Source organism: Streptomyces fulvoviolaceus (genome assembly GCF_000718165.1).
Classification (GTDB): Bacteria; Actinomycetota; Actinomycetes; order Streptomycetales; family Streptomycetaceae; genus Streptomyces; species Streptomyces fulvoviolaceus.
This window is the reverse complement of sequence record NZ_JOEY01000011.1, coordinates 161,924-182,661: the sequence shown is the minus strand read 5'-3', so window position 1 is coordinate 182,661 and position 20,738 is coordinate 161,924. Positions and strand designations below refer to the sequence as shown.

Below are 20,738 nucleotides of genomic sequence, written 5' to 3'. Positions count from 1 at the left end.
CTGTTCCTCGTTCGTCAGTCACATAGACGAGTCAGCGCGCCGTGATGTGACAACGGTGATTGCGCAGCGCGGACCGCACCGCGCGCAGGACGGATTCGGCGAGCAGCACGGTGGACGCGGTGCCCAGGCACAGGGCCCACTGGGTCACGGTCAGCGGAACGGTCCCGAAGACCGTGCGTGCCCAGGGCAGTTGGACGACGGCGACCTGTACGGCGAGGACGCCGCCCAGGCACAGCCACAGCGCGCGGTTGCGGAACTGGTATCGGCCCAGCAGTGGGCCGTCGTCTCCGCGGGCGCTCAGGGCGTTGAACAGCTGGTACAGCACGAACGTGGTGAACGCCATGGTCAGGGCGGTGTCCGGGTCGACGTACGAGCGGGCGACGGCGAGAAGCGTCACGGTACCCGTGGCCATGACCGCACCGGCCCAGCCGATGGCGAGGAGCCGGCGGGCGTCCAGGATCCGCTCACGCGGGTCGCGCGGCGGGTGCTGCATCACATCGTCGCGGGCGGGATCGACGGCCAGGGCCATCGCGGGCGGACCGTCCATGATGATGTTGATCCACAGCAGTTGGGCCGCCGTGAGCGGGGAGGGGAGACCCGCGAGGGAGGCACCGAGCAGGGTCAGGATCGCGCCGATGTTGGTGGCCAGCTGGAAGCGCACGAACTTGACGATGTTGGCGTAGATGGCCCGTCCTTCGCGGACGGCCCGCACGATCGTGGAGAAGTCGTCGTCGGTGAGGACCACGTCGGCGGCTTCCTTGGCCACGTCCGTGCCCGTGATGCCCATGGCGACGCCGATGTGCGCGGCCTTGAGCGCAGCGGCGTCGTTGACGCCGTCGCCGGTCATGGCGACGATGTGTCCCCGGTTCGCCAGCGCTCGTACGATCACAACCTTGTGATCCGGGGCGACCCGGGCGAACACACCGATGTCGTCGACGCGTTCGGCGAGTTGTTCCTCCGTCATCCGGTCCAGTTCTGCGCCCGTCACGACGTCACCGGCGATGTCCAGTTCACGGGCGATGGCCGCCGCCGTGTCGGCGTGATCACCGGTGATCATCTTCACGGCCACTCCCGCCGTGCGGCACAGCGCCATCGCGTCCCGTGCCTGTGGGCGGGGCGGATCGGCGATCCCGGCGATGGACACCAGGGTCAGGCCGGGCAGTTCGACCGGAGTGAACGCGCTCGGCCCGAAGTCCATCAGGGCGGTGGCCGCGCCGAGTACCCGCAGTCCGGAGCTGCCGAACCTCGCCGTCACGGCGAGGATCTCGTCCCTGTGCCCTTCGTCGAGGGCGCGCGCACCGTCCTCGGTGCGGACGTCGGTGCACATACCCAGCAGGACGTCGACCGCGCCCTTGACGTGGACACGGGTGCGACCGTCGGGTTCGGTGTGGAAGGTGGCCATGTACTTGGTGGCGCCGTCGAAAGGCAGCTCGCCCACGCGGGGCAGTTCCGTACGCATCCAGTCGGCGTCCACACCGGCCTTGGCCGCCAGGACGACCAGTGCGGCCTCCGTCGGGTCGCCGATGAAGTAGCCGGAGGTCAGGCGTGCGTCGTTGCACAGGGCGAAGGGAAGCACCGCGGCACGGAGATCGTCGGGGGGAGACGTGTCATCCGCGCCGGGGACGCGGAGGGCTCCTGTCGTCCCGTACCCCTCCCCGGTGACGTCGTAGAGCCTGCCTTCGGTCCACAGGGTCCGTGCGGTCATCTCGTTGAGGGTGAGCGTGCCGGTCTTGTCACTGCACACGACCGTCGCCGCACCGAGCGACTCCACCGAGGCCAGTCGTTTGACGATGGCACCGCGACGGGCCATGCGGTGCACGCCGAGTGCCAGTGTCAGGGCCAGCACGGCGGGCAGCCCTTCGGGGATCGCGGCGACCGCCAGGGCCACGGCCCGCAGCGCGATGTCCGAGAGCGACTCGCCCCGGACCCATGCGCTCAGGGCATAGGCGACGACCGCGACTCCGCTCAGCACTGCCAGCCGCCGGCCGAGGCTGTCCAATTGGACCTGGAGCGGGCTCGGCGGTTCCGTCCCGGTGCGCAACGCCTCGGCTATGGAGCCGACTTCGGTGCGCATTCCGGTGGCCGTGACGATCATTTCGGCACGGCCCCGGGTCAGTGCGGTGTTCATGAACAGCATGCTGGTGCGCTCGGCGAGCGGCACCGGGGCGGTCGCGGTGTGATCGACGGCCGTCACGCTCTTGGCAACCGGCTGGGACTCACCGGTCAGAGCCGCCTCGTCCACCTCGACCGTCTCCGCGACGGTCAGCCGGCCGTCAGCCGGTACGCGACCGCCGGCCTCCAGCAGGACCACGTCTCCGGGCACGAGGGACTGTGCCTTCACCTCCTGCTCCGTGCCGTCGCGGCGAACTCTCGCCAGGGGCACCAGCATCCGGCGCAGCGCCTCCAGGCTGCGCTCGGCACGCCGCTCCTGCCAGTAGCCGAGCACGGCGTTGATCTGCAGAACGACGGTGATCACCACTGCGTCCCTGATGTCACCGATGGCTCCCGCCACCACGGCGGCGATCAGCAGGATGGCGATGAGCCAGTTGCGGAACTGGTCCAGGAACTTCAGCCACTCCGGGCGCCGGGCCGGTTCGGACAGTCGATTGGCGCCGTGGACCGCCGCGCGCTCAAAGACCTGCCCCGTGTCCAGACCCACCCCAGGATCGACGCCGAGCCGGTCCGCCACCTGGGCGGGAGTCTGCCGACAGGTGTCCGGCTCACCGGCGGGGACCTGCGTGGCGGTGTCCGCGCGCGCGACCTCACTCGCGGGTTTCCCGTCCAGGGTCGTCATCGCTTCATTTCCTTTCCGGAGCCGACCATCACGACGGCCCAGCTCGCGTGATGCAGGACGGCCTGGCCGGGCAAGCCCAGCGGCAGACCCTTGAAGCCGCACAGCCGCGGGGCTCGGTCGCGACGAACTGTGCGTCGGCACTCACCTCGACGAGCACGCGCTCCTCCCGTATGACCGGGCATGAGGGGTGGCTGTGACACGCAGGGCCGCAGGGCCGGCGTGCTGCCCGGGACCCCGAGCGCGCGCACGTCCGCTGCGGAGGGGCGAGGGCCAGGTCGGCGCAGCCCTCGAAGCCGGAGGCGACCCATGCGAAAAGGGCCCTCACAGGCTCTCGCCCGCGAAGACCCTTCGCACTGTCGGGACGACAGGATTTGAACCTGCGACCCCTTGACCCCCAGTCAAGTGCGCTACCAAGCTGCGCCACGTCCCGGTGCGCCGATCCGCGGTGAACCGCGGGAAAGCGCGAACAGCACTTTACCCCACGTCGGGGGCCGGGCCGAAGCGGGCGCCGGGCGCGCGACAATCGACGTATGAGCGGCACATCCTCTGGACGACAGACAGACGCACGGGACCGCGACGACGAGGGGCGGGCCCGCAACGCCCGGCCGCGGGACGGGCTCGGGCGGCCCCTGCCGTACGGCGCGGACGGCGTCGAACGGCAGCCCGAGGGCGTGGTGCGCACCCCGCAGGAGACCGTCGCCGAGGCCCAGGCGTTGCTGGACGCGGGGCGGCCGTTCCACGCGCACGAGGTGTTCGAGGACGCCTGGAAGGCGGGCCCCGAGCGGGAGCGGGCCCTGTGGCGGGGCCTGGCCCAGCTCGCCGTGGGGCTGACGCACTCGGCCCGGGGGAACGTCACGGGCGGGGCCCGGCTGCTGCGGCGCGGCGCCGGGGCCGTCGAGGAGTGGGTGGCGGCCGCTGGGGAGCCGCGGCCGTACGGGATGGACCTGGCGGGGGTGGTGGTCTGGGCCCGACGGCTCGCCGACCTCGTCGAGGAGGGCTCAGAGATCATCGATGCACAGGCCCGGGCGCCCCGTCTGCGCTAGGCCCGGACGCCCGCGCCGCACTGTCAGTGGTGTGCGGCAGACTCGGGGTGTGCGAGAGATCCATGTCATCGGTATCGGCGCGGGCGACCCCGAGCAGCTGACCCTGCAGGCGGTCAGGGCGCTGCGGAGCACGGACGTGTTCTTCGTCCTCGACAAGGGCGAGGTGAAGAGCGACCTCGTGCAGTTGCGCCGGGACCTGCTGGAGGCGCACATACCGGAGGGGTCGTACCGGGTGGTCGAGGCCCGCGACCCGGACCGGGACCGCGGCGCCGGCGGTGCCGCCTACTCCCCCGCCGTCGGGGACTGGCGCAGCGCCCGCGCCGACGTCTTCGAGCGGCTGATCGCCGAGGAGCTGGGCGAGGACGAGAGCGGCGCGTTCCTGGTGTGGGGGGACCCGGCGTTGTACGACAGCACCATCGGCGTCCTCGAGGAGCTCCTCGACCGGGGGACCGTGCCCTTCGCATACGACGTCGTGCCCGGCATCAGCAGCGTGTCCGCGCTCGTCGCCCGGCACCGCACCGGCCTCAACCGGGTCGCCGGCCCCGTCCAGATCACCACCGGCCGGCGGCTCGCCGAGGGCTTCCCCGAGGGCGTGGACGACGTGGTCGTGATGCTCGACGCCCACCAGGCCTTCCGCCGGTACGCCGACCAGGACATCGACATCTACTGGGGTGCCTACATAGGCACGCCGGACGAGATCCTCGCCTCCGGTCCGCTCGCCGAGACGGCGCCCCGCATCGAGCGGCTGCGCGCCGAGGCTCGCGCGCGCAAGGGCTGGATCATGGACACATATCTGCTGCGCCGCAACCCGAAGGGGCAGTAGGTCTCCAGGGGCACCCGAGCGGCCCGCTTCCGTGTGCACGTTCGGCCCAGCGGGGTGATCGTGACCGCGTGACAGTCGCTGAGGAAACCGCACCGCCCGCTGCCTCCCAGCCGCCCGTGCTGGACAAGCGCCGCCGCAACGTCGTCTTCGTGACGATCATGTTGGGGATGCTGCTCGCGGCCCTGGACCAGACCATCGTGGGCACGGCGCTGCCGACGATCGTGTCCGATCTCGGCGGTGCCGAGCACATGTCGTGGGTGGTCACCTCCTATCTCCTCGCGGAGACCGTCTCCACGGTGCTCGTCGGCAAGTTCGGCGACATGTTCGGCCGCAAGGTGGTCTTCCAGGTCTCGGCGATCGTGTTCATCACGGGCTCGTTCCTGTGCGGTCTCGCCGACAACATGACGTTGCTGATCGTCTGGCGGGCGCTGCAGGGCGTCGGCGCCGGCGGTCTCATGGTCACCGCGATGGCGCTGATCGCCGACGTCATCCCGCTGCGGGAACGCGGCAAGTACCAGGGCGCCATCGGCGCCGTGTTCGGAGTCGCCACGGTCATCGGACCGCTGCTCGGCGGCCTGTTCACCGACCATCTGACGTGGCGCTGGGCGTTCTACGTCAACGTCCCGATCGCGATCGTCGTGGTGATCGCGGCCGCGCGCACCATCCCCGTCGTGAAGTCGGCCTCCCGGCCGGTGATCGACTACCTGGGCATCGCGTTCGTCGCGGTCGGCGCCAGCGCCCTGATCCTGGCGACCAGTTGGGGCGGCAACGAGTACGCGTGGGGTTCCGGCGTCATCATCGCCCTGTTCGTGGGCGGCGCCGTCGCCCTCGGCCTGTTCTGCTGGGTGGAGGCCCGGGCGGCCGAACCGATGCTGCCGATGCGGCTGTTCGCCAACCCGGTGTTCACGGTCTGCTCGATCCTCAGCTTCATCGTCGGTTTCGCGATGCTGGGCGCGATGACGTACCTGCCGACCTATCTGCAGTACGTCGACGGCGACTCGGCCACGGTCTCCGGCGTACGGACGCTGCCCATGGTGATCGGCCTGCTCATCGCGTCGATCTTCAGCGGCAACGTGGTCAGCAAGACCGGGCAGTACCGGTTCTTCCCGATCGTCGGCTCCCTGGTGATGGGCGTCGGGCTGTTCCTGATGTCGCTGATGGGGCCCTCGACCGGTGCCTGGCTGGAGTCGCTGTACATGTTCGTGCTCGGCACCGGTATCGGGCTGTGCATGCAGGTCCTGACGATCGCCGTGCAGAACACCGTCGAGTACGCCGACCTCGGCACCGCGACGTCCGGCGTCACCTTCTTCCGTACGCTGGGCAGCTCCTTCGGCACCGCGGTCTTCGGCACGATCTACACCAACTCCCTGACGCCGAACCTCAAGGAGGGGATCGCCTCCGCGGTGCAGGTGGGCGGCGTCGACGCGGCCACCGTCACCAAGGCAGCCACCAGCCCGGAGGGCCTGCACAAGCTTCCGTCGGCCGTCGCCTCCCCGATCATCGACGCCTACGCCGACACGATCCAGACCGTCTTCCTGTGGACCGTGCCGGTCGCGGCCGTGGGCTTCGTCGTCGCCCTGTTCCTCAAACAGGTCCAGCTGCGCGACAGCGCGCGGGCCGGCTCCACCGACATGGGCGACGGGTTCGGCCAGCCGTCCGGTGCGGACTCGCAGCGGGTGCTGGAGACCTCCGTGGGGAAGATCATCGGCAGCACGGACCTGGACACCGCCCACCGGATCGTCGAAGGCTCCGAGACCCGGCTCGACATCGCCGGGGCCTGGGCCGTGATGCAGGTGGAACTGCACACACGGATGGTGGGTCACGCCAGCCTCGGTCTGATCGCCGCCCGCCGTCACCTGCCTCCCGAGGTCCTGTTTCCCGTCTTCGACCGGATGGTCGAGGAGGGCTACCTGACCCGCGACGGCTCCCTCCTCTCCCACACCGAAGCAGGCGCGCGCGAGGCCGGGGTCATCAGCGAGGCTTGGGGCGCATGGCTGAAGGACCGGGTGGAGCAGGACATCGGCCGCCCGTCGGGCACCGACCTGCGGGCCGCGGTGGACACGATCGCGAAGCGACTCCTGGTGGAGGACATGAACAATGGACTGCCGGAGCGGAAGGCGGAGTTGGCCGGCAGCAGCGCCAGCTGAAAACCGGGTGCCGGGACCGACGAGCGGTCGTCATACTCGCGGCATGTCTCCCGCGCCCGTCCGTTTCCACGATCCCGGCCGCGCCGCCTCCGACTTCAGCGGCTCGGTGCTGGTCCGCTGCCCGCGCTGCGACCGGATCGCCCACTTCGAGCGGTGGACGCAGCCGGAGGCTCGCCTGGTCTGCCGGTCCTGCGGCCTGTCCAGGACCTCGAACCGGTGCTCCCGGCCGACGCTGTGGCTGCGGACCGAGACCAGGCACGGGGTGGTGTGGGCGTACAACCTCGAACACCTCGACCTGCTCAGGCGGTTCGTGGCCGCGTCACTGCGAGAGCGCGACCCCTGGTACGAGCACGGCCGGAAGATGACCTACGTCGCCCGTCTCCCCGCCTGGATCAAGAGCGCCAAGAACCGCGACGAGGTGCTGCGCGCCATCGACCGCATGCGCGCTTCCGTCACGGCAGGTTGAGGCCGAGCCACGCCTCGACCCCGGCCACGTCGGGCACCGCGGTCACGCCACCCGGCAGGGACGGACGCCGTACGACCACTACGGGCAGGGCCAGTTCGCGGGCAGCCGTGAGTTTGGCGGCCGTGGCCTCTCCCCCGCTGTCCTTGGTCACCAGTACGTCGATGCAGTGGTCGTAGAGGAGCGCGGACTCATCGGCGACCGTGAACGGGCCGCGGGCCAGGAGGACTTCGGTGTGCGGCGGCATCGGTGGCTCGGGCAGTTCGACCGACCTCACGACGAAGTGCAGGTCCGTCAGGTGGGCGAAGGCGGCGAGTTCCAGGCGGCCCGTGGTGAGGAACACCCGTCGGCCGAGCCTCGGCAGCAGGTCGGCGGCCTCGTTCAGGGAGTCGACCAGGTGCCATCGGTCCTGGGGGCCGGGCTGCCAGCCGGGGCGGCGCAGTACCACCGAGGGCACGCCGGTCGCCGCGGCGGCGCGGGCCGCGTTCGCGGTGATCGCCTGGGCGAAAGGGTGTGTGGCGTCGACCAGGGCGTCCACGCGCTCCTCGCGCAGCCAGTCGGCCAGGCCCTCCGCGCCGCCGAAGCCCCCGATCCGTACGTCCCCCGTGACCGCTCCCGGCCGGGTCACGCGCCCCGCGAGGGAGGTGGTGACGCGAAATCCGGGGCGTACCGTGAGCGCGGCGGCCAGTTCACGAGCCTCGGTGGTGCCGCCGAGGATCAGGACGTGGGGGGACATGGCGCGTAGCGTACGAGGTCACGGGCGGGGGGCGGCACGCCGGGTGTACGGACCGGCGTACGCGCTCGTCGCTGGTTATCGTCCATCCATGGAATCCGTGTCCGTGCGCGCAGTCCTGATCGACATCGACGGGGTCCTCACCGTCTCGTGGCAGCCGCTGCCGGGTGCGGTCGAGGCGCTGCGGGAGATCCGCGCGTCCGGGCTGGGCGTCGCGCTGGTCACCAACACCACTTCGCGGACGCGGGCCTCGATCGCCTCGACGCTGGCGGACGCGGGGTTTCCGGTGACCGCGGACGACGTCCTGACCGCGCCGGCGGTCACCGCCGCGTATCTCGCCGAGCGCTGTCCGGGGGCACGGTGTGCCGTGCTGAACAGCGGGGACGTACGGGAGGATCTCGGAGGCATCGACCTTCTCGCCGAGGACGACACCGACACCGTCCCGGATGTCGTGATCGTCGGCGGTGCCGGTCCCGAGTTCGACTACGCGGCGCTGAACCGGGCCTTCGGGCACCTTCAGCGCGGGGCCCGGCTGGTGGCGATGCACCGCAATCTGTACTGGCGTACCGAGGACGGGCTGCAGCTCGACGCGGGTGCGTTCCTGGCCGGCTTGGAGAAGGCCGCGCGGACGGAGGCGGAGGTGACGGGCAAGCCGTCGCCCGCCTTCTTCGGGGCGGCACTGGCCCGGCTCGGGGTGGGCGCGGACGAGGCCGTGATGGTGGGCGACGACATCGAGTCCGACGTACTGGCGGCGCAGCGCGCCGGTGTCACCGGGGTGCTGGTGAAGACCGGCAAGTACCTGCCCGAGGCCCACCGGGCCGCCAGTGGCACGCCCGACCATGTGATCGAGTCCTTCGCGGACCTGCCGGCGCTGCTGGGCCTATCGCAATAGCAGCTGCAGCCCGCCGACGACCGTCGCCGCGATCACGAGTTGCTCGAACAATCGCTGGTTGATCCGGTTCACAGCCCATTTGCCGATGAACGCGCCGGGCACGACGAACACCACGAGTGCGGCGTCAAGGAGCAGCGAGTTGCCGTCGATCAGACCGAGGCCCGCGCTGAAGGGCACCTTGGACACGTTGACGATCAGGAAGAAGAAGGCCGAGGTCCCCAGGAAGCCGAGCTTCCGGAAGCCCGCCGACAGGAGGTACATGGACATCACGGGGCCACCGGCGTTGGCGACCATGGTCGTGAAGCCGCCGAGGACGCCGTAGGAACGTGCCTTGACGCGGCCCGTCCGGGTGGCGACCGAGTCCGGTTCCTCGTCCGCGTCGGCCGTTCGGCGGCGCCACATCGTCACTCCGGCCATCAGCAGCAGGATGGCTCCGATCGACGTCCGTACCATCCCGTCGTCCGCCCAGACCAGGAAGAGCGTGCCGGCGAGCACGCCCACCGCTACCGCCGGGAACAGCCGCCACAGCGTGGGCCAGTGCGCGTGCCGCCGGTAGGTGAGGACCGCGAGCACGTCCCCCGCGATCAGAATGGGGAGCAGTACGCCGGTGGAGGCGCGGGCGGGCAGGACCGCTGCGAAGATCGCGAGGCTGACCGTGTTGGCCCCGCTCACGGCCGTCTTGGAGAAGCCGACGAGCAGCGCCGCGGCGGCCAGCGCGGCGAACTCCCAACCTGATATGTGCCAGAGCGTCATCGTGTTCATGCGGAGACCGATGCTAGGTGCAGCTAACCGGTTCTGTAAGTCGCGTCTCGCCGAGTGGTCCTGTTGGGACAGGTGCCGTCGTCCGGGGGCTGTCGCCCCCGGACCCCCGCTTCGGCCCTGAAGGGGCTTCGTCCTCAAACGCCGGACGGGCTGGAATGCCGTGGGCCGGCACTGCGAAGTTGCCCTAGTGCCGCTCGATCAGCACTGCGCTCCCCTGCCCCACCCCGACACACATCGTCGCCAAGCCCCGCGCCGCCCCCGTCCGCCGCATCCGGTGCAGCAGGGTCGTGAGGATGCGGGCGCCCGAGCAGCCCAGGGGATGGCCGAGGGCGATCGCTCCGCCGCTCGGGTTGACGAGGTCCGGGGCGATGCCGAGCTCGGCCACGCAGGCGAGGGCCTGGGCCGCGAAGGCCTCGTTGAACTCCGCCTCCTCGATGTCGGCGACGCTCCAGCCGACGCGCGCCAGCGCCTTGCGGGTGGCGGGTACCGGACCGATGCCCATCACGTCGGGGTGGACGCCGGCCGAGGCGCCGGCGACATAGCGGCCCAGGGACTCCAACCCCAGTTCGTTCAGGGCCTCTTCGCTGACCAGGAGGAGTCCGGCCGCGCCGTCGTTCATCGGCGAGGCGTTGCCCGCCGTGACCGTGCCGGCCACGCGGAAGACCGGCTTCAGCCGCGCCAGTTTCTCGTAAGAGGTGTCCTCGCGGATGCACTCGTCACTGTCGAAGGTCACGCCGTCCGGGCGCCGCACCGGCAGGAGTTCGTCGTCGAAGTGGCCGTTCTTCCGTGCCTCGGCGGCCAGTTGGTGGCTGCGCAGCGCGAACTCGTCCTGCCGTTCGCGGGGGATGCCGTAGCGCTCGGCGACCTCCTCCGCGGTCTCGCCCATGGGCAGCAGACCGTGGAGTACCTTCATCGCCGGGTTGACCAGACGCCAGCCGAGCCGGGTGTCGACGGTCTCCATGCGGTGCGGGAGGGCCTCGTCGGGGCGGGGCAGCACGAAGGGGGCGCGGCTCATCGACTCGGAGCCGCCCGCGAGCACGATGTCGGCCTCGCCGGCGGCGATGGTACGGGCCGCGGTCGTCACCGCCTCAAGCCCGGAGGCGCACAGCCGGTTGACCGTGGCGCCGGGCACGGATTCGGGGAGGCCCGCGAGCAGCGCGGCCATGCGGGCGACGTTGCGGTTGTCCTCACCGGCCTGGTTGGCGGCGCCCCAGTAGACGTCGTCGATACGCTCCGGGTCGAGCGCGGGCACGTCGGCGACCAGGCCGCGGATCACGGCGGCGGCCAGGTCGTCGGGGCGTACGGCGGACAGGGCACCACGGAGCTTGCCGATGGGCGTGCGGCGGGCGGCCGCGAAGTGGACGGGACGCACGACAGGACTCCTCGACAGAGCAACAGACCGACAGAGCAACAGACCGACAGAGCGACAGAGCGACACGGCCCGGGGACGGGCCATTAATTAGCACTGCTAGTTTCGGACTGTAGACCGCCTTTCGGATCCCTGGGAAGATCCCGGGAGCCTTCACCGACGCAGCTGGAGGAGACATGGCCGAGGCCCGCGAACACGTCCTCACAGGGACGTGCGGCTCGATCACCGTCCGCGAATGGCCGAACGAACGGCCGCGGTACGTGGCTCTCGTGGTGCACGGGTACGGAGAGCACATCGGCCGGTACGAAGAGCTCGCGGACGTCCTCGTGGCGCACGGTGCGGCCGTCTTCGGGCCCGATCACACGGGCCATGGGAAGTCCGCGGGCGAGCGGGTGCTGATCGAGGACTTCGAGGACGTGGTCACCGATGTGCACGCGGTGGCCGGGCTGGCCCGGACCGCACACCCCGGCCTCCCCGTCGTCATGGTCGGCCACTCCATGGGCGGCCTGATCGCGGCCCGCTACGCGCAGCGGTACGGCGACGAGCTCACCGCGCTCGTGCTGTCCGGGCCGGTGATCGGCACCTGGGAGCTGCCGTGGAAGCTGCTGGCCCTCGACGAGATCCCCGACACGCCCATCAGCCCGGCCTCGCTCTCACGCGACCCGGAGGTGGGTGCGGCGTACACGGCGGATCCGCTGGTCTGGCACGGGCCGATGAAGCGGCCCACGGTGGCGGCATTCGCGCGGACCCTGCAGACAGTCTCCAAAGGCGGAGATGTCGCCGACCTCCCGCTGCTGTGGCTGCACGGCGACGACGACCGGCTGGTGCCGCTCGCCGGAAGCCGTTCCGGCATCGAGGAACTGCGCGGCCGCAGGCTCACCGAGCGGATCTACGCGGGTGCCCGGCACGAGGTGTTCAACGAGACGAACAAGGCAGAGGTCTTCGCGCACGTCACACGCTTCCTGGACGGTGCCCTCGGGAACTGAGGCCGCCCGCGGGTCCGTAGGGGCGCCGTGTTTGCACCGGTTCGCCCTGGGCACCCGCGACCGCACGGACCAGAAGGAGGAGCACCGTATGACTGTCGTGAAGAGCACGCTTCCGGAGCCCGCCCGTCAGGTCGTCGGGGATGCGCTGCAGAGCACCCTGGTGGATCTTCTGGGGCTCTCCCTGATCGGGAAGCAGGCCCACTGGAACCTCGTGGGGCCGCGCTTCCGGTCGATCCATCTGCAGCTCGACGAGGTGGTCTCGGCCGCCCGCGAGTTCTCCGACACGGTCGCGGAGCGCGCCGCCGCGCTCGGCCTGCCGCCCGACGGCCGGCCCGAGACCATCGCGTCCGCGTTCACGCTGCCCGCGCCGAAGGACGGCTGGGTGCGGGACACCGAGGTCGTCGAGGTGATGGTCGAGTCTTTGGAGACGGCCATCGGACGGCTGCGCGAGCGCATCGAGGCGACCGACAAGGCCGATCCGGTCACCCAGGACCTGCTGATCTCCGTCACCGCGGAACTGGAGAAGCAGCGCTGGATGTTCGACGCGGAGAACTGGCCCAAGGATCGCTGACACCGGATCCGCACCGGCACGTACGGAAAGGGGCACGGGATGACCGACGCCCTCGAACTCGACGCGCTGTGGGAGGACTTCCACCGCGTGGTGAACATGACCTCGCAGGAACTGGCCGCCTGGCTGCGGGTCCGCGACGCCGACGAGCACGCGGAGACACTGCCGGAGCGGGCGGGCACGGCCACCGGGCAGCACGTCCTGGCGATCCTGCAGAAGCGGCGCACGGACCTCACCGACGACGACGTCAGCACGATGTACCGGGTCGTGGACACCGTCACCGAACTGGCCGACGTGGAGAACGAGCCGGCGGCCGGGGAGACCGGCAGCCGGCACCTGCTGATGACGATCGGACACGACCCGCTCAGGCCGTAGCAGGGCGGGAGTCGACCGAGAAACAGGTGGCCGAAGACCGTCTCTGCCGCGCCGGATGATCGTGCAACACTGCTCGCGGATCGCACCGTCCGCCGAGCAGAGGAGCATCCCCGTGACCGGGCGCATCGACACGACCAGGCCACACCCGGCCCGGGTGTACGACTGGTTCCTCGGCGGCAAGGACAACTACCCGGTCGACGAGGAACTCGGCCGGCAGATCACGGCGATGCAGGGGGACGCGCCACGGCACGCGCGCGCCAACCGCCGGTTCATGGAGAAGGCCACGCGGGTGGTGCTGCGGGAGACGGAAATCCGGCAGTTCCTCGACATCGGCTCCGGCATCCCCACCGAGCCCAACCTCCACCAGGTGGCCCAGTCCGTCGTACCGGAGGCGCGGGTCGTGTACGTCGACAACGACCCGATCGTCCTCGCCCACGCGGCAGCCCTGCTGCACGGCACCCCCGACGGCGTGACGCACTACGTCCAGGCCGACGCGCGCGAGCCGGAGCGGATCCTCGAAGAGGCCGCCTCCGTCCTCGACTTCGAGCAGCCCGTCGCCCTGTCGCTGATCGCCCTGCTGCACTTCATCGCCGACGAGGACGGCGCCCACGACCTGGTGGACACGCTGGTCGGCGCGCTGGCACCGGGCAGTTCCCTGGCGCTGTCCGCGCTGACGGCGGACTTCGATCCGGAGAACGTACGCCGCGGCATCGAGGCGTACACGGCGAGCGGGGTGACGCTCGCCGCCCGCTCGCACGCCGAAGTGGGCCGCCTCTTCAAGGGACTTGACCTGCTGGAGCCGGGGATCGTGTCCCTGTCGGACTGGCATCCGGTGGAGGGCGAGCAGGCGGAGGGCGACGGTCCCGTGTCGCTGTACGGCGCGGTCGGCGTCAAACATTGAGCATTTTCCAAGCTGGCGGTGGTGGGCGGGAGTTGGACACTCCTGCGCAACGATGAAGCTCCTGGCAGACGGGTTCTCGACCAAGATCAGCCGTGTCCGCAGGGAGCTTCGTGTGCTTGCCTACCCGTCCTCGATTGATCTGTCCAGCCGCACCTTGCGGTTGCCTGACCGGGCAACTGACAGCCCGGCGGCAGGAGATCGGAACGCGGTGGCGGCGCCTTCCTGCCGGACGTCAGGCTCTGCTCGCCCTCGCCCACCTGCGGTGCGGTGACACCTACGCCCAACTCACCGCCGGATTCGGCACAGGTCCTCCCCGACCCGTTCGGACGTCTCCTCTGGGCCTCGCCAGCCCTGCCCCGGCTCGACCCACGACCTCACCGCCGCCCGACACCACGGGATCATCGACGCCCTCGCCGATGCGGACCTCAAATGTTGGGCTGACATATATAGGAGCATCAAGGCATACCAAGGCGCCGGCGGACCCGTCCGGGTGCCTTTCCGGGGCCGCCGCTCAAGCGATGGAAGCGCCGTCACAACACCACCCACGCCAAGATCCGTTACGTCGGCGAACAGGCCATGGCCACCCTCAAGGACTGGCGCCTGCTGCAGAGACTCCGCTGCAGCACCAACCGCATCACCAACATCGTGAAGGCCGTCCTCGTCCTTCACCACGCGTCAGCGTGAGGATGAAAACGGCTCACAGCACTAGCCCGCCCGGCGCGATCCACTGTGACTGACCGGCCGGAGCTCCGCCGAACTGCCCGTCAGACCCAGTCGAGGGCAGCCGGCTCCTGCAGGAAGCTCACGAACACCGAGGCGTCGTCGTCCGGGCGGGCAGGGTCGTGGAGCACCTGCACCGCACCACCCTGGACGAGCACGGACGCATCGGCGTACTTGCGCGTCACCCAGCGGCGCGTGCCGACGGCGTCGACGTAGGTGACCGTGGCGGTGGCCCCCGCGACGTGCCGCCCACCGGAGTCGTCACTGGAGTAGTGGATGCGCAGCTCGCTGATGGTCCCGGTGGTCCGCAGCCCCTCGATCAGCAGCCGGTCCCGGGTGGCGGCGCTCGCGGCGCCGCGGCGCTGGGCCCGGACGGCCGACCACACCAGCAACAGCGAGAGCACGACCAGGAGACCCGGCAGCCAGAGGTCGGCGTAGTAGAGGATCCACGGCCCCCAACCCCAGGGCTCCGGCGGCTCGTAGTCCGTCACCACCCAGCCGACGCGGTCCGCCGCCACCCAGTCCCGCGCCGCGACAGCGACGCCCAGGGCAAAGCCGGCGACGCCGATCGCCAGCGCCCATCCGCCGCCGCCCCGTACAGCCCGGTAGCCGTCGAGATGATGGGCCCCCGCCGGCAGTCCCAGGCCCGCCAGGAGGGCCCCTGCGACCACCCCGGCGCCGACGAGCGGGACCGAGACACCGGAGACGTGGGTGCCGGACGGCGCGTTGAGGGAGATCGCGCGCAGCGCGTCGAACCACAGGGCGACGAGGAGGCCGAGCACGAAGGCGCCCGCGGCGCCGAGGACGAACCAGATCACGCCCATACGCAGGGCCGCCGGATTGCCCACCTGACGATCGCGTTGCTGGCGCCGACGCACTGACGGATCCACGGTCTCCATGGCGCCTCCTGTGGTGCAGGTCGGCGCGGTCGCCGGGAAACAATGGTACTGAACTGATCGGGTGATGTCGGGGCGTGCGGTCGGCTGACCGCAGCCCACGCCGGCGACCCCCTCGGCCCGCAGCCGCCTACCGCGTCTTCCCGGGGGCTCGTGACATCGGCGACTGACATCGCAGGGCCCCGGCCCCCAGGGCTCCGTCGTTCTCGCGGTCGGCCCGACGTAGCCGGTATGGGCCTGGTACGCCCGGTGCGGCTGAACTACGTTCTTTGCGACCCGCGCCCCGAGGATGAGGCGGCGCTGATCGATCTGCTTGCTCCCTACACCGGACGCTTTCTCCTGTTGCGGTTCTCCAGTTTCAACCCGGTACGCGGCAGCCCCTGCGCCCAAGCCCGCGAGAAGAGGCCTTCATCACCGCTCTCTCCCACGGCTTGAACGGCTGGACGGTCTCCTGTCACTTGTCCGCCGGCCGGGGGTCAGCAACGGCCTGTGGGCAGCTTCGTGCAGACATCCCGGAGCTCGTTCCGCCAGCCAGGCGCCCATGATGAGAAGCCGGTGTGCCCAGGAGCGCGGCTATGGCCTGTGCGGAGTCGTGATCTCGGTTTCCGCAACCGATACCGGCGATCGTGGTCGAGCTGATAGGACACCGGTGTGGCGCGACGTGAACTGAACGATGACGACCGGGAGTTGATCCGCCCTCACCTGCCGATCGGGCAGTACGGCCCCTACCCGGAGCGCCTGCGCGATCAACTGGAGGGAATCATCTGGCGGTTCCGCACCGGCGATGAACGAGATATCTCATGACCGGCGGCTGCCAATATGGCAACCACCTCCCGTTGCGGCACCCGGGGCGCCGGCGTCTCCCCGCTCAGCGAAGACCGCGCTTCTCGCGTTCGGCTTCGATCAGCTCCTCCATGAGTTCCTCCGGGGCCACCGTGTACTCGGTGTCATCGAGGGCGTCGTAGTCCTGGGTGCTTAGCGGTAGGCCAAGCTCGGCGAGTTCGGCGGCCAGTTGTGTGAACGCGATTCGCTCGTCGGGCTCGTCCTGGTAGCTTGCCTGCCCGGCGGCGGACCCCTCGGTCAGGGTGAGGCCGACCAGGCCCCAGAAGGTGAACTCGGTGTCCAGCTCTATGAGGTGCCAGGCACGGTCCGCGGGTTCGTCGGGGTGCAGCCAGTAACCGATCCACCCCTTCCCGCCCTTCGCCACGAGCTTGACGTACTTGGCCATCTCCGCGGCTCCGGCGTTGACGGCCTGCATCTCCGGGTCCGCGAGTTCCTTTTCGCTCAGATAGCTGGTGTCCAGGAGCGGATGGACCTCTCCCGCCTCGAAGAAGTCGAGGTCGAGAAGGTGGGTGAAGTCGGTGCGGCCTTCCCACTGCGCCACCAGCAGCACGCGCAGATCCTCGGGTATGGGACGGCCGTCCAGCCGCTCGCGGGAGAACTCGGCGAGCCGTTCGTCGTACATGCGCCCTCTCCAGAGGTCGAAGCAAGATCCTCGCGTCAACGTAACAGCGGTGTCTGACAAGAGGTTGGGTATGCCGGCGACTCCCGACCACCCCCGCGATCCGGACTCAGAACAGGTCCTAGTAGGCGCGTATCTGGCTGTCACCGAGGGCGTCGTCGCAGGTCACGGGTCAAGCGCGCGACGGGGGCGGGACGCTCGGGTGGTTGGGGAAACACCCGAGCCCCACCCCCGTGCCAGCCCTCCCACCACCCGCGATGGTCAGGGTGAAACCGCTCGGTGGCGTTACCGAACTCGTATGATCTCGCGGTGAGGATCTGGACGGAGCGCCCGGCCAAAACCGACGTCGAAGCGGTCGTTCGCCACTACTTCAGCCTGCTCCGAGCCGGGAGGATCCCTGAAGCCGAACAACTCATCGATCACTACCCGGTCCGTCATGTGCTCAAGTCGCTGTGGACCGGCTCCGTCGAAGCGAGCGCCGATGAGGACGAGGCGAGCGGCAGCCCTGCTGCCGACAAGTGGGAGCAGGACCTGTCCTGGCTCTGCGAACTCGACCTCGCGGACTTTCACTGGGACCCCACTGGCAGCCATCTCTACGTTGAGATCACCTACCGCGCGCAGATGGTCGAGGTGGCCTTGGGCCTTCGGGTCAAGCCTACCGACGCCGGCTGGGTCGTCTCGGGACCGGCCACATACTGGTAGGACACACGAAAGAGCAGTACCAGGTGTCGGCGCAACCTCCCGCCGACGGGCGATCAGCTGCTAACGATCACGGACCCGACCAGTCCGAGCACCCCGCCCCCGTCCCACGCCGGCCCCGTGACCTGGAACCTCAGGTTGGAAAAGACTGACCGACCCCGTTCAGCCGAGCAGCCACCCCCCGTCCACACTCAACCCCACCGCGTTGACCGACCGGTTGCGCAGCAGGAAGTCCACCGCGTCCGCCACGTCCGCCATCGTGGCGAGCCGCCCAGTGGGCGTCTTTGCGCGCAGGCCGGTCAGCACCTGCTCCGGTTTGGTCCGCCAGTGCGGGCTGTCGCCCACGACGCCCGGGTGGACGGCGTTGACGCGGACGGGGGCGAGTTCGACGGCGAGGGTGTGCACCAGGCCGGTCACCCCCGCGTTCACGGTCGCTACCGTCGTCGCGCCCGGGTAGGGGCGCTCCTTCGCCTGCCCGCCGAACAGCACGATCGCGCTGTCGTCGTGCAGCCGGGGCTGCAGCGTGTGCACGACCTCCGTGTAGCCGACGAGCTTGAGGGTGACGAGGTGGAGCGCGGCGTCGATGTCGTACTCGGTGACCCGGTTCTCGTCGCGGGAGATGCCCGCGATGACCAGGTGGTCGACGCGTCCGAGGCCGGCCAGTGCCGCGGCGATCTCGTGCGGCCGTGCGAGGTCGAGGGCGAGGCCGCGCGCGCCGATCTCCTTGGCCACGGTGTCCGCGCGGTGCGCGTCGCGGCCGGTGAGGACGACCTCGTCCCCACGTTCCGCGCGCATACGGGCGAACTCACGGCCGATCCCGGACGTACCGCCGACGACGAGGACGCTGCTCATGATTCCAGGGCCTCCCTCAGGTACTCCCAGTCCCGCGTGAACCGGTACGAGTGGCGCACCGGCGGCTGCGGCGCCTGTGTCTCCAGCCAACGCACCGGTCCCTGACCGGCGTTGGTGAACCCGTGCACACAACCGGCGCCCGCCCAGGCCACGTCACCGGGCCCCAGTCGGTGCACCGAGCCGTCGAGGGTCGCGTCCACGTCCCCTTCCAGGATCAGATACGTCTCCTCGAAGGGATGGTCGTGCGTGCCCGCGACGCCGTCGGGCGCGTACTGCACCATGAACATCGTCGAGGCGACCGCGCCCAGGTCGCCGTCGACCATCATCTTCACGGTGATGCCGCTGTAGACGAGCAGCGCGGTGCGCATGCTCGCCGACACCGCGAGCAGGTCCTGGGACTGCTTGCCCGGGTCCATCTGCGCGGCCTCGAAGTGGCCGAAGGACCTGGTGCGCGGGTCGCGGACGTCGATGCGGACGGGGTCCCGCGCGGGGATCGCGGGCACCGTCTGGGTGTCGTACCCGTAGCGGGCCCGTGGCACCGGAGCGAGCATGTCCGCCCAGCGCGCGGCCGTGTCCCCGGCACCGCGCCAGGCATGCGGAACGCCGGTCGGGAGGAGGCCGTAGTCGCCCTCCTCCAGGAGGTACGCGCCCTCCGGCACGTCGAGGATCACCGTCCCGTCGAGGATGTGGAAGCTCTCCTCGTACGAGTGCACATGGGCCCCGGCCACCCCGTCGGGCCGCAGCTCGCAGATGCCGAAGCCGGTGTGCGCGCTGCCGTCGCCCTCGCCGACCAACTCCCTTCGCCGGTAGCCGTGTTCGTCGTACGGCGGCTCGGTGACGTCCGTGGCCCGGCGCACCAGGTGACGCGTCATGCCCGCGCCGCCTTGGCGGTCAGCAGCCGGTCGCGGGACTCCTCGACGAGGCGCCGGGCGCGGGCCACGTCGGCCGTCAGCCTGCCGTCGCGCTTGCGGACGACGCCGTCGACGATGACCGTCTCCACGTTGGAGACGTCGGCCGACAGCGTCACCGCGGCGGCCGCGTCGTGAACCGGGGCCACGTTCAGGGCAGTTGCGTCGATCGCGACGACGTCGGCGCGCTTGCCGGGGGTCAGGGAGCCGGTGCGGTGTTCCAGTCCCGCGACATGGGCGCCGTTGCGCGTGGCGATCTCCAGCATCTGACGTGCCGTCAACATCGTTTCCGGCACCGGGACATCGGCCTGCCAGCACGCGGCGTTGATCCGGGCGCGCTCGGCACCGAAGGCCGCGCGGATCTGGGTGAACATGTCGCCGGGGACGGTGGTCACGACGTCGATGCTGAGCGAGGGCCGCAGTCCGTGCTCGATCGCCTTCACCACGGGCGGCCAGCCGTGCCCCATCTGCGTCTCCACCTGCGGCGCGACGGACACCGTACCGCCGCTGTCGGCGACCATCCGCCATTCCTCCTCGCTGAAGTAACAGCAGTGGATGTAGGTGGTGTCGGGGCCGAGGAGTCCCAGGTCGTTGAGCTGTTTCACCATCCCGAAGCGGCCCGCCATGCGGCCCATCCCCACGTGCACGGTGATCGGGATGTCCAGTTCGCGGGCGAGGGCCCATTCGGCGGTGACGACGTCGTTGACGCAGAAGCCGGGGCCGCGGGTGGCGAGCGCCATGGTGAGCAGGCCGTCGTCGGAGGCGAAGTTCTGGGCGCGGATGCGGCGTACGTCGTCGCCCGGTATCGCGATCTTGCTCTCGAACCAGTACTCGGCGAGGGAGGTGTTGGCGCTGCCGTACGCGTACTGGGCGCGGATGCCGGTCTCCGCCAGGGCCCGGATCGCCGCGTCCGGATGCTCGGGCGTGTTGTTGATGTGCGACCAGTCGACGAGGGTGGTGATGCCGGCGTTGAGGCACTCCAGGGCGCCTGCGAGGTTGGCCGCGTACACGTCCTCGGGCGTGTACAGGGGTGCGAAGGTGTCGAGGATGTCGACGAAGTAGTCGTCGAGGGTGGCGTCGGGCGCGACCCCGCGGATCGAGGCCTCCCAGGTGTGGCGGTGGGTGTCGACGAAGCCGGGGATCACGATGCGGCCGGTCATGTCGAGGACCTCGGCGTCCGCCTCGATGTCCGGCCGTACGGCCGCGATCTTCCCGTCCTCGATGAGGACGTCACCCCTCGGCAGGTCCCCGACGGCGGGATCCATCGAGAGCACGTGCCCGGCACGAAGGAGTATCCGACTGGTCATCGCCCTTCCTTCCATGGGGAGTTCAAGGGGGGTGCAAG

Annotated in this window: 20 protein-coding genes, 1 tRNA gene and 1 pseudogene; 12 read left to right on the top strand and 10 right to left on the bottom strand. The window is 70.2% G+C overall.

Annotated elements, in window-relative coordinates; genetic code table 11:
• Window positions 1-31: 31 nt before the first annotated feature.
• Together IG08_RS0114020 and IG08_RS0114015 are read right to left on the bottom strand one after the other, a co-directional pair.
• On the bottom strand, window positions 32-2,794 hold the full coding sequence (locus tag IG08_RS0114020) for a cation-translocating P-type ATPase (protein ID WP_078655589.1): 2,763 nt from the start codon (window positions 2,792-2,794) through the stop codon (window positions 32-34).
• A gap of 356 nt (window positions 2,795-3,150) precedes the next feature.
• A tRNA-Pro gene (locus tag IG08_RS0114015) sits at window positions 3,151-3,224 on the bottom strand.
• Window positions 3,225-3,324: 100 nt separating this feature from the next.
• On the opposite strand from IG08_RS0114015, the gene IG08_RS0114010 reads away from it, so the two are divergent.
• The 4 genes from IG08_RS0114010 (at window position 3,325) to IG08_RS0113995 (ending at window position 7,273) form a co-directional block, all read left to right on the top strand.
• Window positions 3,325-3,837: a DUF309 domain-containing protein gene (locus IG08_RS0114010; protein ID WP_030600726.1), complete on the top strand. Its 513-nt coding sequence runs from the start codon at window positions 3,325-3,327 to the stop codon at window positions 3,835-3,837.
• Between the two features lie 49 nt (window positions 3,838-3,886).
• Window positions 3,887-4,660 carry a precorrin-6A synthase (deacetylating) gene (gene cobF / locus IG08_RS0114005; RefSeq protein WP_030600724.1) on the top strand — a complete coding sequence of 258 codons (774 nt, stop codon included), beginning with the start codon at window positions 3,887-3,889 and terminating at the stop codon, window positions 4,658-4,660.
• A 68-nt stretch (window positions 4,661-4,728) separates the two neighbouring features.
• On the top strand, window positions 4,729-6,807 hold the full coding sequence (locus tag IG08_RS0114000; RefSeq protein WP_030600721.1) for an MDR family MFS transporter: 2,079 nt from the start codon (window positions 4,729-4,731) through the stop codon (window positions 6,805-6,807).
• Between the two features lie 43 nt (window positions 6,808-6,850).
• Window positions 6,851-7,273 (top strand): hypothetical protein, encoded by a 423-nt coding sequence (locus IG08_RS0113995; RefSeq protein WP_030600718.1) that lies wholly within the window; start codon window positions 6,851-6,853, stop codon window positions 7,271-7,273.
• Here the strand turns inward: IG08_RS0113995 and IG08_RS0113990 are convergent.
• Window positions 7,260-8,006 carry a cobalt-precorrin-6A reductase gene (locus tag IG08_RS0113990; RefSeq protein ID WP_030600715.1) on the bottom strand — a complete coding sequence of 249 codons (747 nt, stop codon included), beginning with the start codon at window positions 8,004-8,006 and terminating at the stop codon, window positions 7,260-7,262. The genes IG08_RS0113995 and IG08_RS0113990 overlap by 14 nt on opposite strands.
• A gap of 88 nt (window positions 8,007-8,094) precedes the next feature.
• Here IG08_RS0113990 and IG08_RS0113985 point away from each other — a divergent pair, with 88 nt between their 5' ends.
• Window positions 8,095-8,895 (top strand): TIGR01458 family HAD-type hydrolase, encoded by an 801-nt coding sequence (locus tag IG08_RS0113985; protein ID WP_030600710.1) that lies wholly within the window; start codon window positions 8,095-8,097, stop codon window positions 8,893-8,895.
• Here IG08_RS0113985 and IG08_RS0113980 read toward each other — a convergent pair.
• The gene (locus IG08_RS0113980) at window positions 8,884-9,657 is read right to left on the bottom strand and encodes a sulfite exporter TauE/SafE family protein (protein ID WP_030600707.1); all 774 of its coding nucleotides are present in this window, start codon (window positions 9,655-9,657) and stop codon (window positions 8,884-8,886) included. The genes IG08_RS0113985 and IG08_RS0113980 overlap by 12 nt on opposite strands.
• A 184-nt stretch (window positions 9,658-9,841) precedes the next feature.
• Window positions 9,842-11,029, bottom strand: a complete 1,188-nt coding sequence (locus IG08_RS0113975; protein WP_030600703.1) for a thiolase family protein — start codon at window positions 11,027-11,029, stop codon at window positions 9,842-9,844.
• 173 nt (window positions 11,030-11,202) lie between these two features.
• Between IG08_RS0113975 and IG08_RS0113970 the strand changes: the two genes are divergently transcribed.
• From IG08_RS0113970 to IG08_RS54170, 5 genes and pseudogenes are all read left to right on the top strand, one after another.
• Complete coding sequence (locus IG08_RS0113970) at window positions 11,203-12,012, top strand: alpha/beta hydrolase (protein ID WP_030600702.1); 810 nt, start codon at window positions 11,203-11,205, stop codon at window positions 12,010-12,012.
• A gap of 88 nt (window positions 12,013-12,100) precedes the next feature.
• Complete coding sequence (locus tag IG08_RS0113965) at window positions 12,101-12,583, top strand: Dps family protein (protein ID WP_030600699.1); 483 nt, start codon at window positions 12,101-12,103, stop codon at window positions 12,581-12,583.
• Between the two features lie 39 nt (window positions 12,584-12,622).
• Window positions 12,623-12,955 carry a DUF3140 domain-containing protein gene (locus tag IG08_RS0113960; protein WP_030600697.1) on the top strand — a complete coding sequence of 111 codons (333 nt, stop codon included), beginning with the start codon at window positions 12,623-12,625 and terminating at the stop codon, window positions 12,953-12,955.
• A gap of 55 nt (window positions 12,956-13,010) precedes the next feature.
• The gene (locus IG08_RS0113955) at window positions 13,011-13,856 is read left to right on the top strand and encodes an SAM-dependent methyltransferase (RefSeq protein WP_052424672.1); all 846 of its coding nucleotides are present in this window, start codon (window positions 13,011-13,013) and stop codon (window positions 13,854-13,856) included.
• Between the two features lie 112 nt (window positions 13,857-13,968).
• Window positions 13,969-14,540, top strand: a pseudogene (locus IG08_RS54170) (transposase family protein).
• An 80-nt stretch (window positions 14,541-14,620) separates the two neighbouring features.
• On the opposite strand, the gene IG08_RS0113945 reads toward IG08_RS54170, so the two are convergent.
• Window positions 14,621-15,475 (bottom strand): DUF3592 domain-containing protein, encoded by an 855-nt coding sequence (locus tag IG08_RS0113945; protein ID WP_030600690.1) that lies wholly within the window; start codon window positions 15,473-15,475, stop codon window positions 14,621-14,623.
• A 648-nt stretch (window positions 15,476-16,123) separates the two neighbouring features.
• Between IG08_RS0113945 and IG08_RS60100 the strand changes: the two genes are divergently transcribed.
• Window positions 16,124-16,276 (top strand): hypothetical protein, encoded by a 153-nt coding sequence (locus IG08_RS60100; RefSeq protein ID WP_158812232.1) that lies wholly within the window; start codon window positions 16,124-16,126, stop codon window positions 16,274-16,276.
• 64 nt (window positions 16,277-16,340) lie between these two features.
• On the opposite strand, the gene IG08_RS0113935 is transcribed toward IG08_RS60100, so the two are convergent.
• The gene (locus tag IG08_RS0113935; RefSeq protein ID WP_030600687.1) at window positions 16,341-16,937 is read right to left on the bottom strand and encodes a hypothetical protein; all 597 of its coding nucleotides are present in this window, start codon (window positions 16,935-16,937) and stop codon (window positions 16,341-16,343) included.
• Between the two features lie 306 nt (window positions 16,938-17,243).
• Here IG08_RS0113935 and IG08_RS0113930 point away from each other — a divergent pair, with 306 nt between their 5' ends.
• Window positions 17,244-17,636: a hypothetical protein gene (locus IG08_RS0113930; protein ID WP_030600686.1), complete on the top strand. Its 393-nt coding sequence runs from the start codon at window positions 17,244-17,246 to the stop codon at window positions 17,634-17,636.
• A gap of 159 nt (window positions 17,637-17,795) precedes the next feature.
• Here IG08_RS0113930 and IG08_RS0113925 read toward each other — a convergent pair whose 3' ends face one another.
• The 3 genes from IG08_RS0113925 to IG08_RS0113915 are packed head-to-tail and all read right to left on the bottom strand — an operon-like array spanning window position 17,796 to window position 20,700.
• Window positions 17,796-18,485 carry an SDR family NAD(P)-dependent oxidoreductase gene (locus tag IG08_RS0113925; RefSeq protein WP_030600684.1) on the bottom strand — a complete coding sequence of 230 codons (690 nt, stop codon included), beginning with the start codon at window positions 18,483-18,485 and terminating at the stop codon, window positions 17,796-17,798.
• Complete coding sequence (locus tag IG08_RS0113920) at window positions 18,482-19,357, bottom strand: cupin domain-containing protein (RefSeq protein WP_030600681.1); 876 nt, start codon at window positions 19,355-19,357, stop codon at window positions 18,482-18,484. The genes IG08_RS0113925 and IG08_RS0113920 overlap by 4 nt, the downstream gene beginning before the upstream one ends.
• Window positions 19,354-20,700, bottom strand: coding sequence for an amidohydrolase family protein (locus IG08_RS0113915; RefSeq protein WP_030600678.1), 1,347 nt, complete (start codon window positions 20,698-20,700; stop codon window positions 19,354-19,356). Before IG08_RS0113915 ends, IG08_RS0113920 begins: the two co-directional genes overlap by 4 nt.
• Window positions 20,701-20,738: the final 38 nt, after the last annotated feature.

Excerpts from the sequence above, each read along its gene's own strand:
- IG08_RS0113920 (WP_030600681.1), bottom strand. The coding sequence starts at position 19,357 with ATGACGCGTCACCTGGTGCGCCGGGCCACGGACGTCACCGAGCCGCCG.
- IG08_RS0113925 (WP_030600684.1), bottom strand. The coding sequence starts at position 18,485 with ATGAGCAGCGTCCTCGTCGTCGGCGGTACGTCCGGGATCGGCCGTGAG.
- IG08_RS0113915 (WP_030600678.1), bottom strand. The coding sequence starts at position 20,700 with ATGACCAGTCGGATACTCCTTCGTGCCGGGCACGTGCTCTCGATGGAT.
- IG08_RS0113990 (WP_030600715.1), bottom strand. The coding sequence starts at position 8,006 with ATGTCCCCCCACGTCCTGATCCTCGGCGGCACCACCGAGGCTCGTGAA.
- IG08_RS0114020 (WP_078655589.1), bottom strand. The coding sequence starts at position 2,794 with ATGACGACCCTGGACGGGAAACCCGCGAGTGAGGTCGCGCGCGCGGAC.
- IG08_RS0113945 (WP_030600690.1), bottom strand. The coding sequence starts at position 15,475 with ATGGAGACCGTGGATCCGTCAGTGCGTCGGCGCCAGCAACGCGATCGT.
- IG08_RS0114010 (WP_030600726.1), top strand. The coding sequence starts at position 3,325 with ATGAGCGGCACATCCTCTGGACGACAGACAGACGCACGGGACCGCGAC.
- IG08_RS0113965 (WP_030600699.1), top strand. The coding sequence starts at position 12,101 with ATGACTGTCGTGAAGAGCACGCTTCCGGAGCCCGCCCGTCAGGTCGTC.
- IG08_RS0113935 (WP_030600687.1), bottom strand. The coding sequence starts at position 16,937 with ATGTACGACGAACGGCTCGCCGAGTTCTCCCGCGAGCGGCTGGACGGC.
- IG08_RS0113970 (WP_030600702.1), top strand. The coding sequence starts at position 11,203 with ATGGCCGAGGCCCGCGAACACGTCCTCACAGGGACGTGCGGCTCGATC.
- IG08_RS0113995 (WP_030600718.1), top strand. The coding sequence starts at position 6,851 with ATGTCTCCCGCGCCCGTCCGTTTCCACGATCCCGGCCGCGCCGCCTCC.
- IG08_RS0113985 (WP_030600710.1), top strand. The coding sequence starts at position 8,095 with ATGGAATCCGTGTCCGTGCGCGCAGTCCTGATCGACATCGACGGGGTC.
- IG08_RS0113955 (WP_052424672.1), top strand. The coding sequence starts at position 13,011 with ATGATCGTGCAACACTGCTCGCGGATCGCACCGTCCGCCGAGCAGAGG.
- IG08_RS0113980 (WP_030600707.1), bottom strand. The coding sequence starts at position 9,657 with ATGAACACGATGACGCTCTGGCACATATCAGGTTGGGAGTTCGCCGCG.
- IG08_RS0113960 (WP_030600697.1), top strand. The coding sequence starts at position 12,623 with ATGACCGACGCCCTCGAACTCGACGCGCTGTGGGAGGACTTCCACCGC.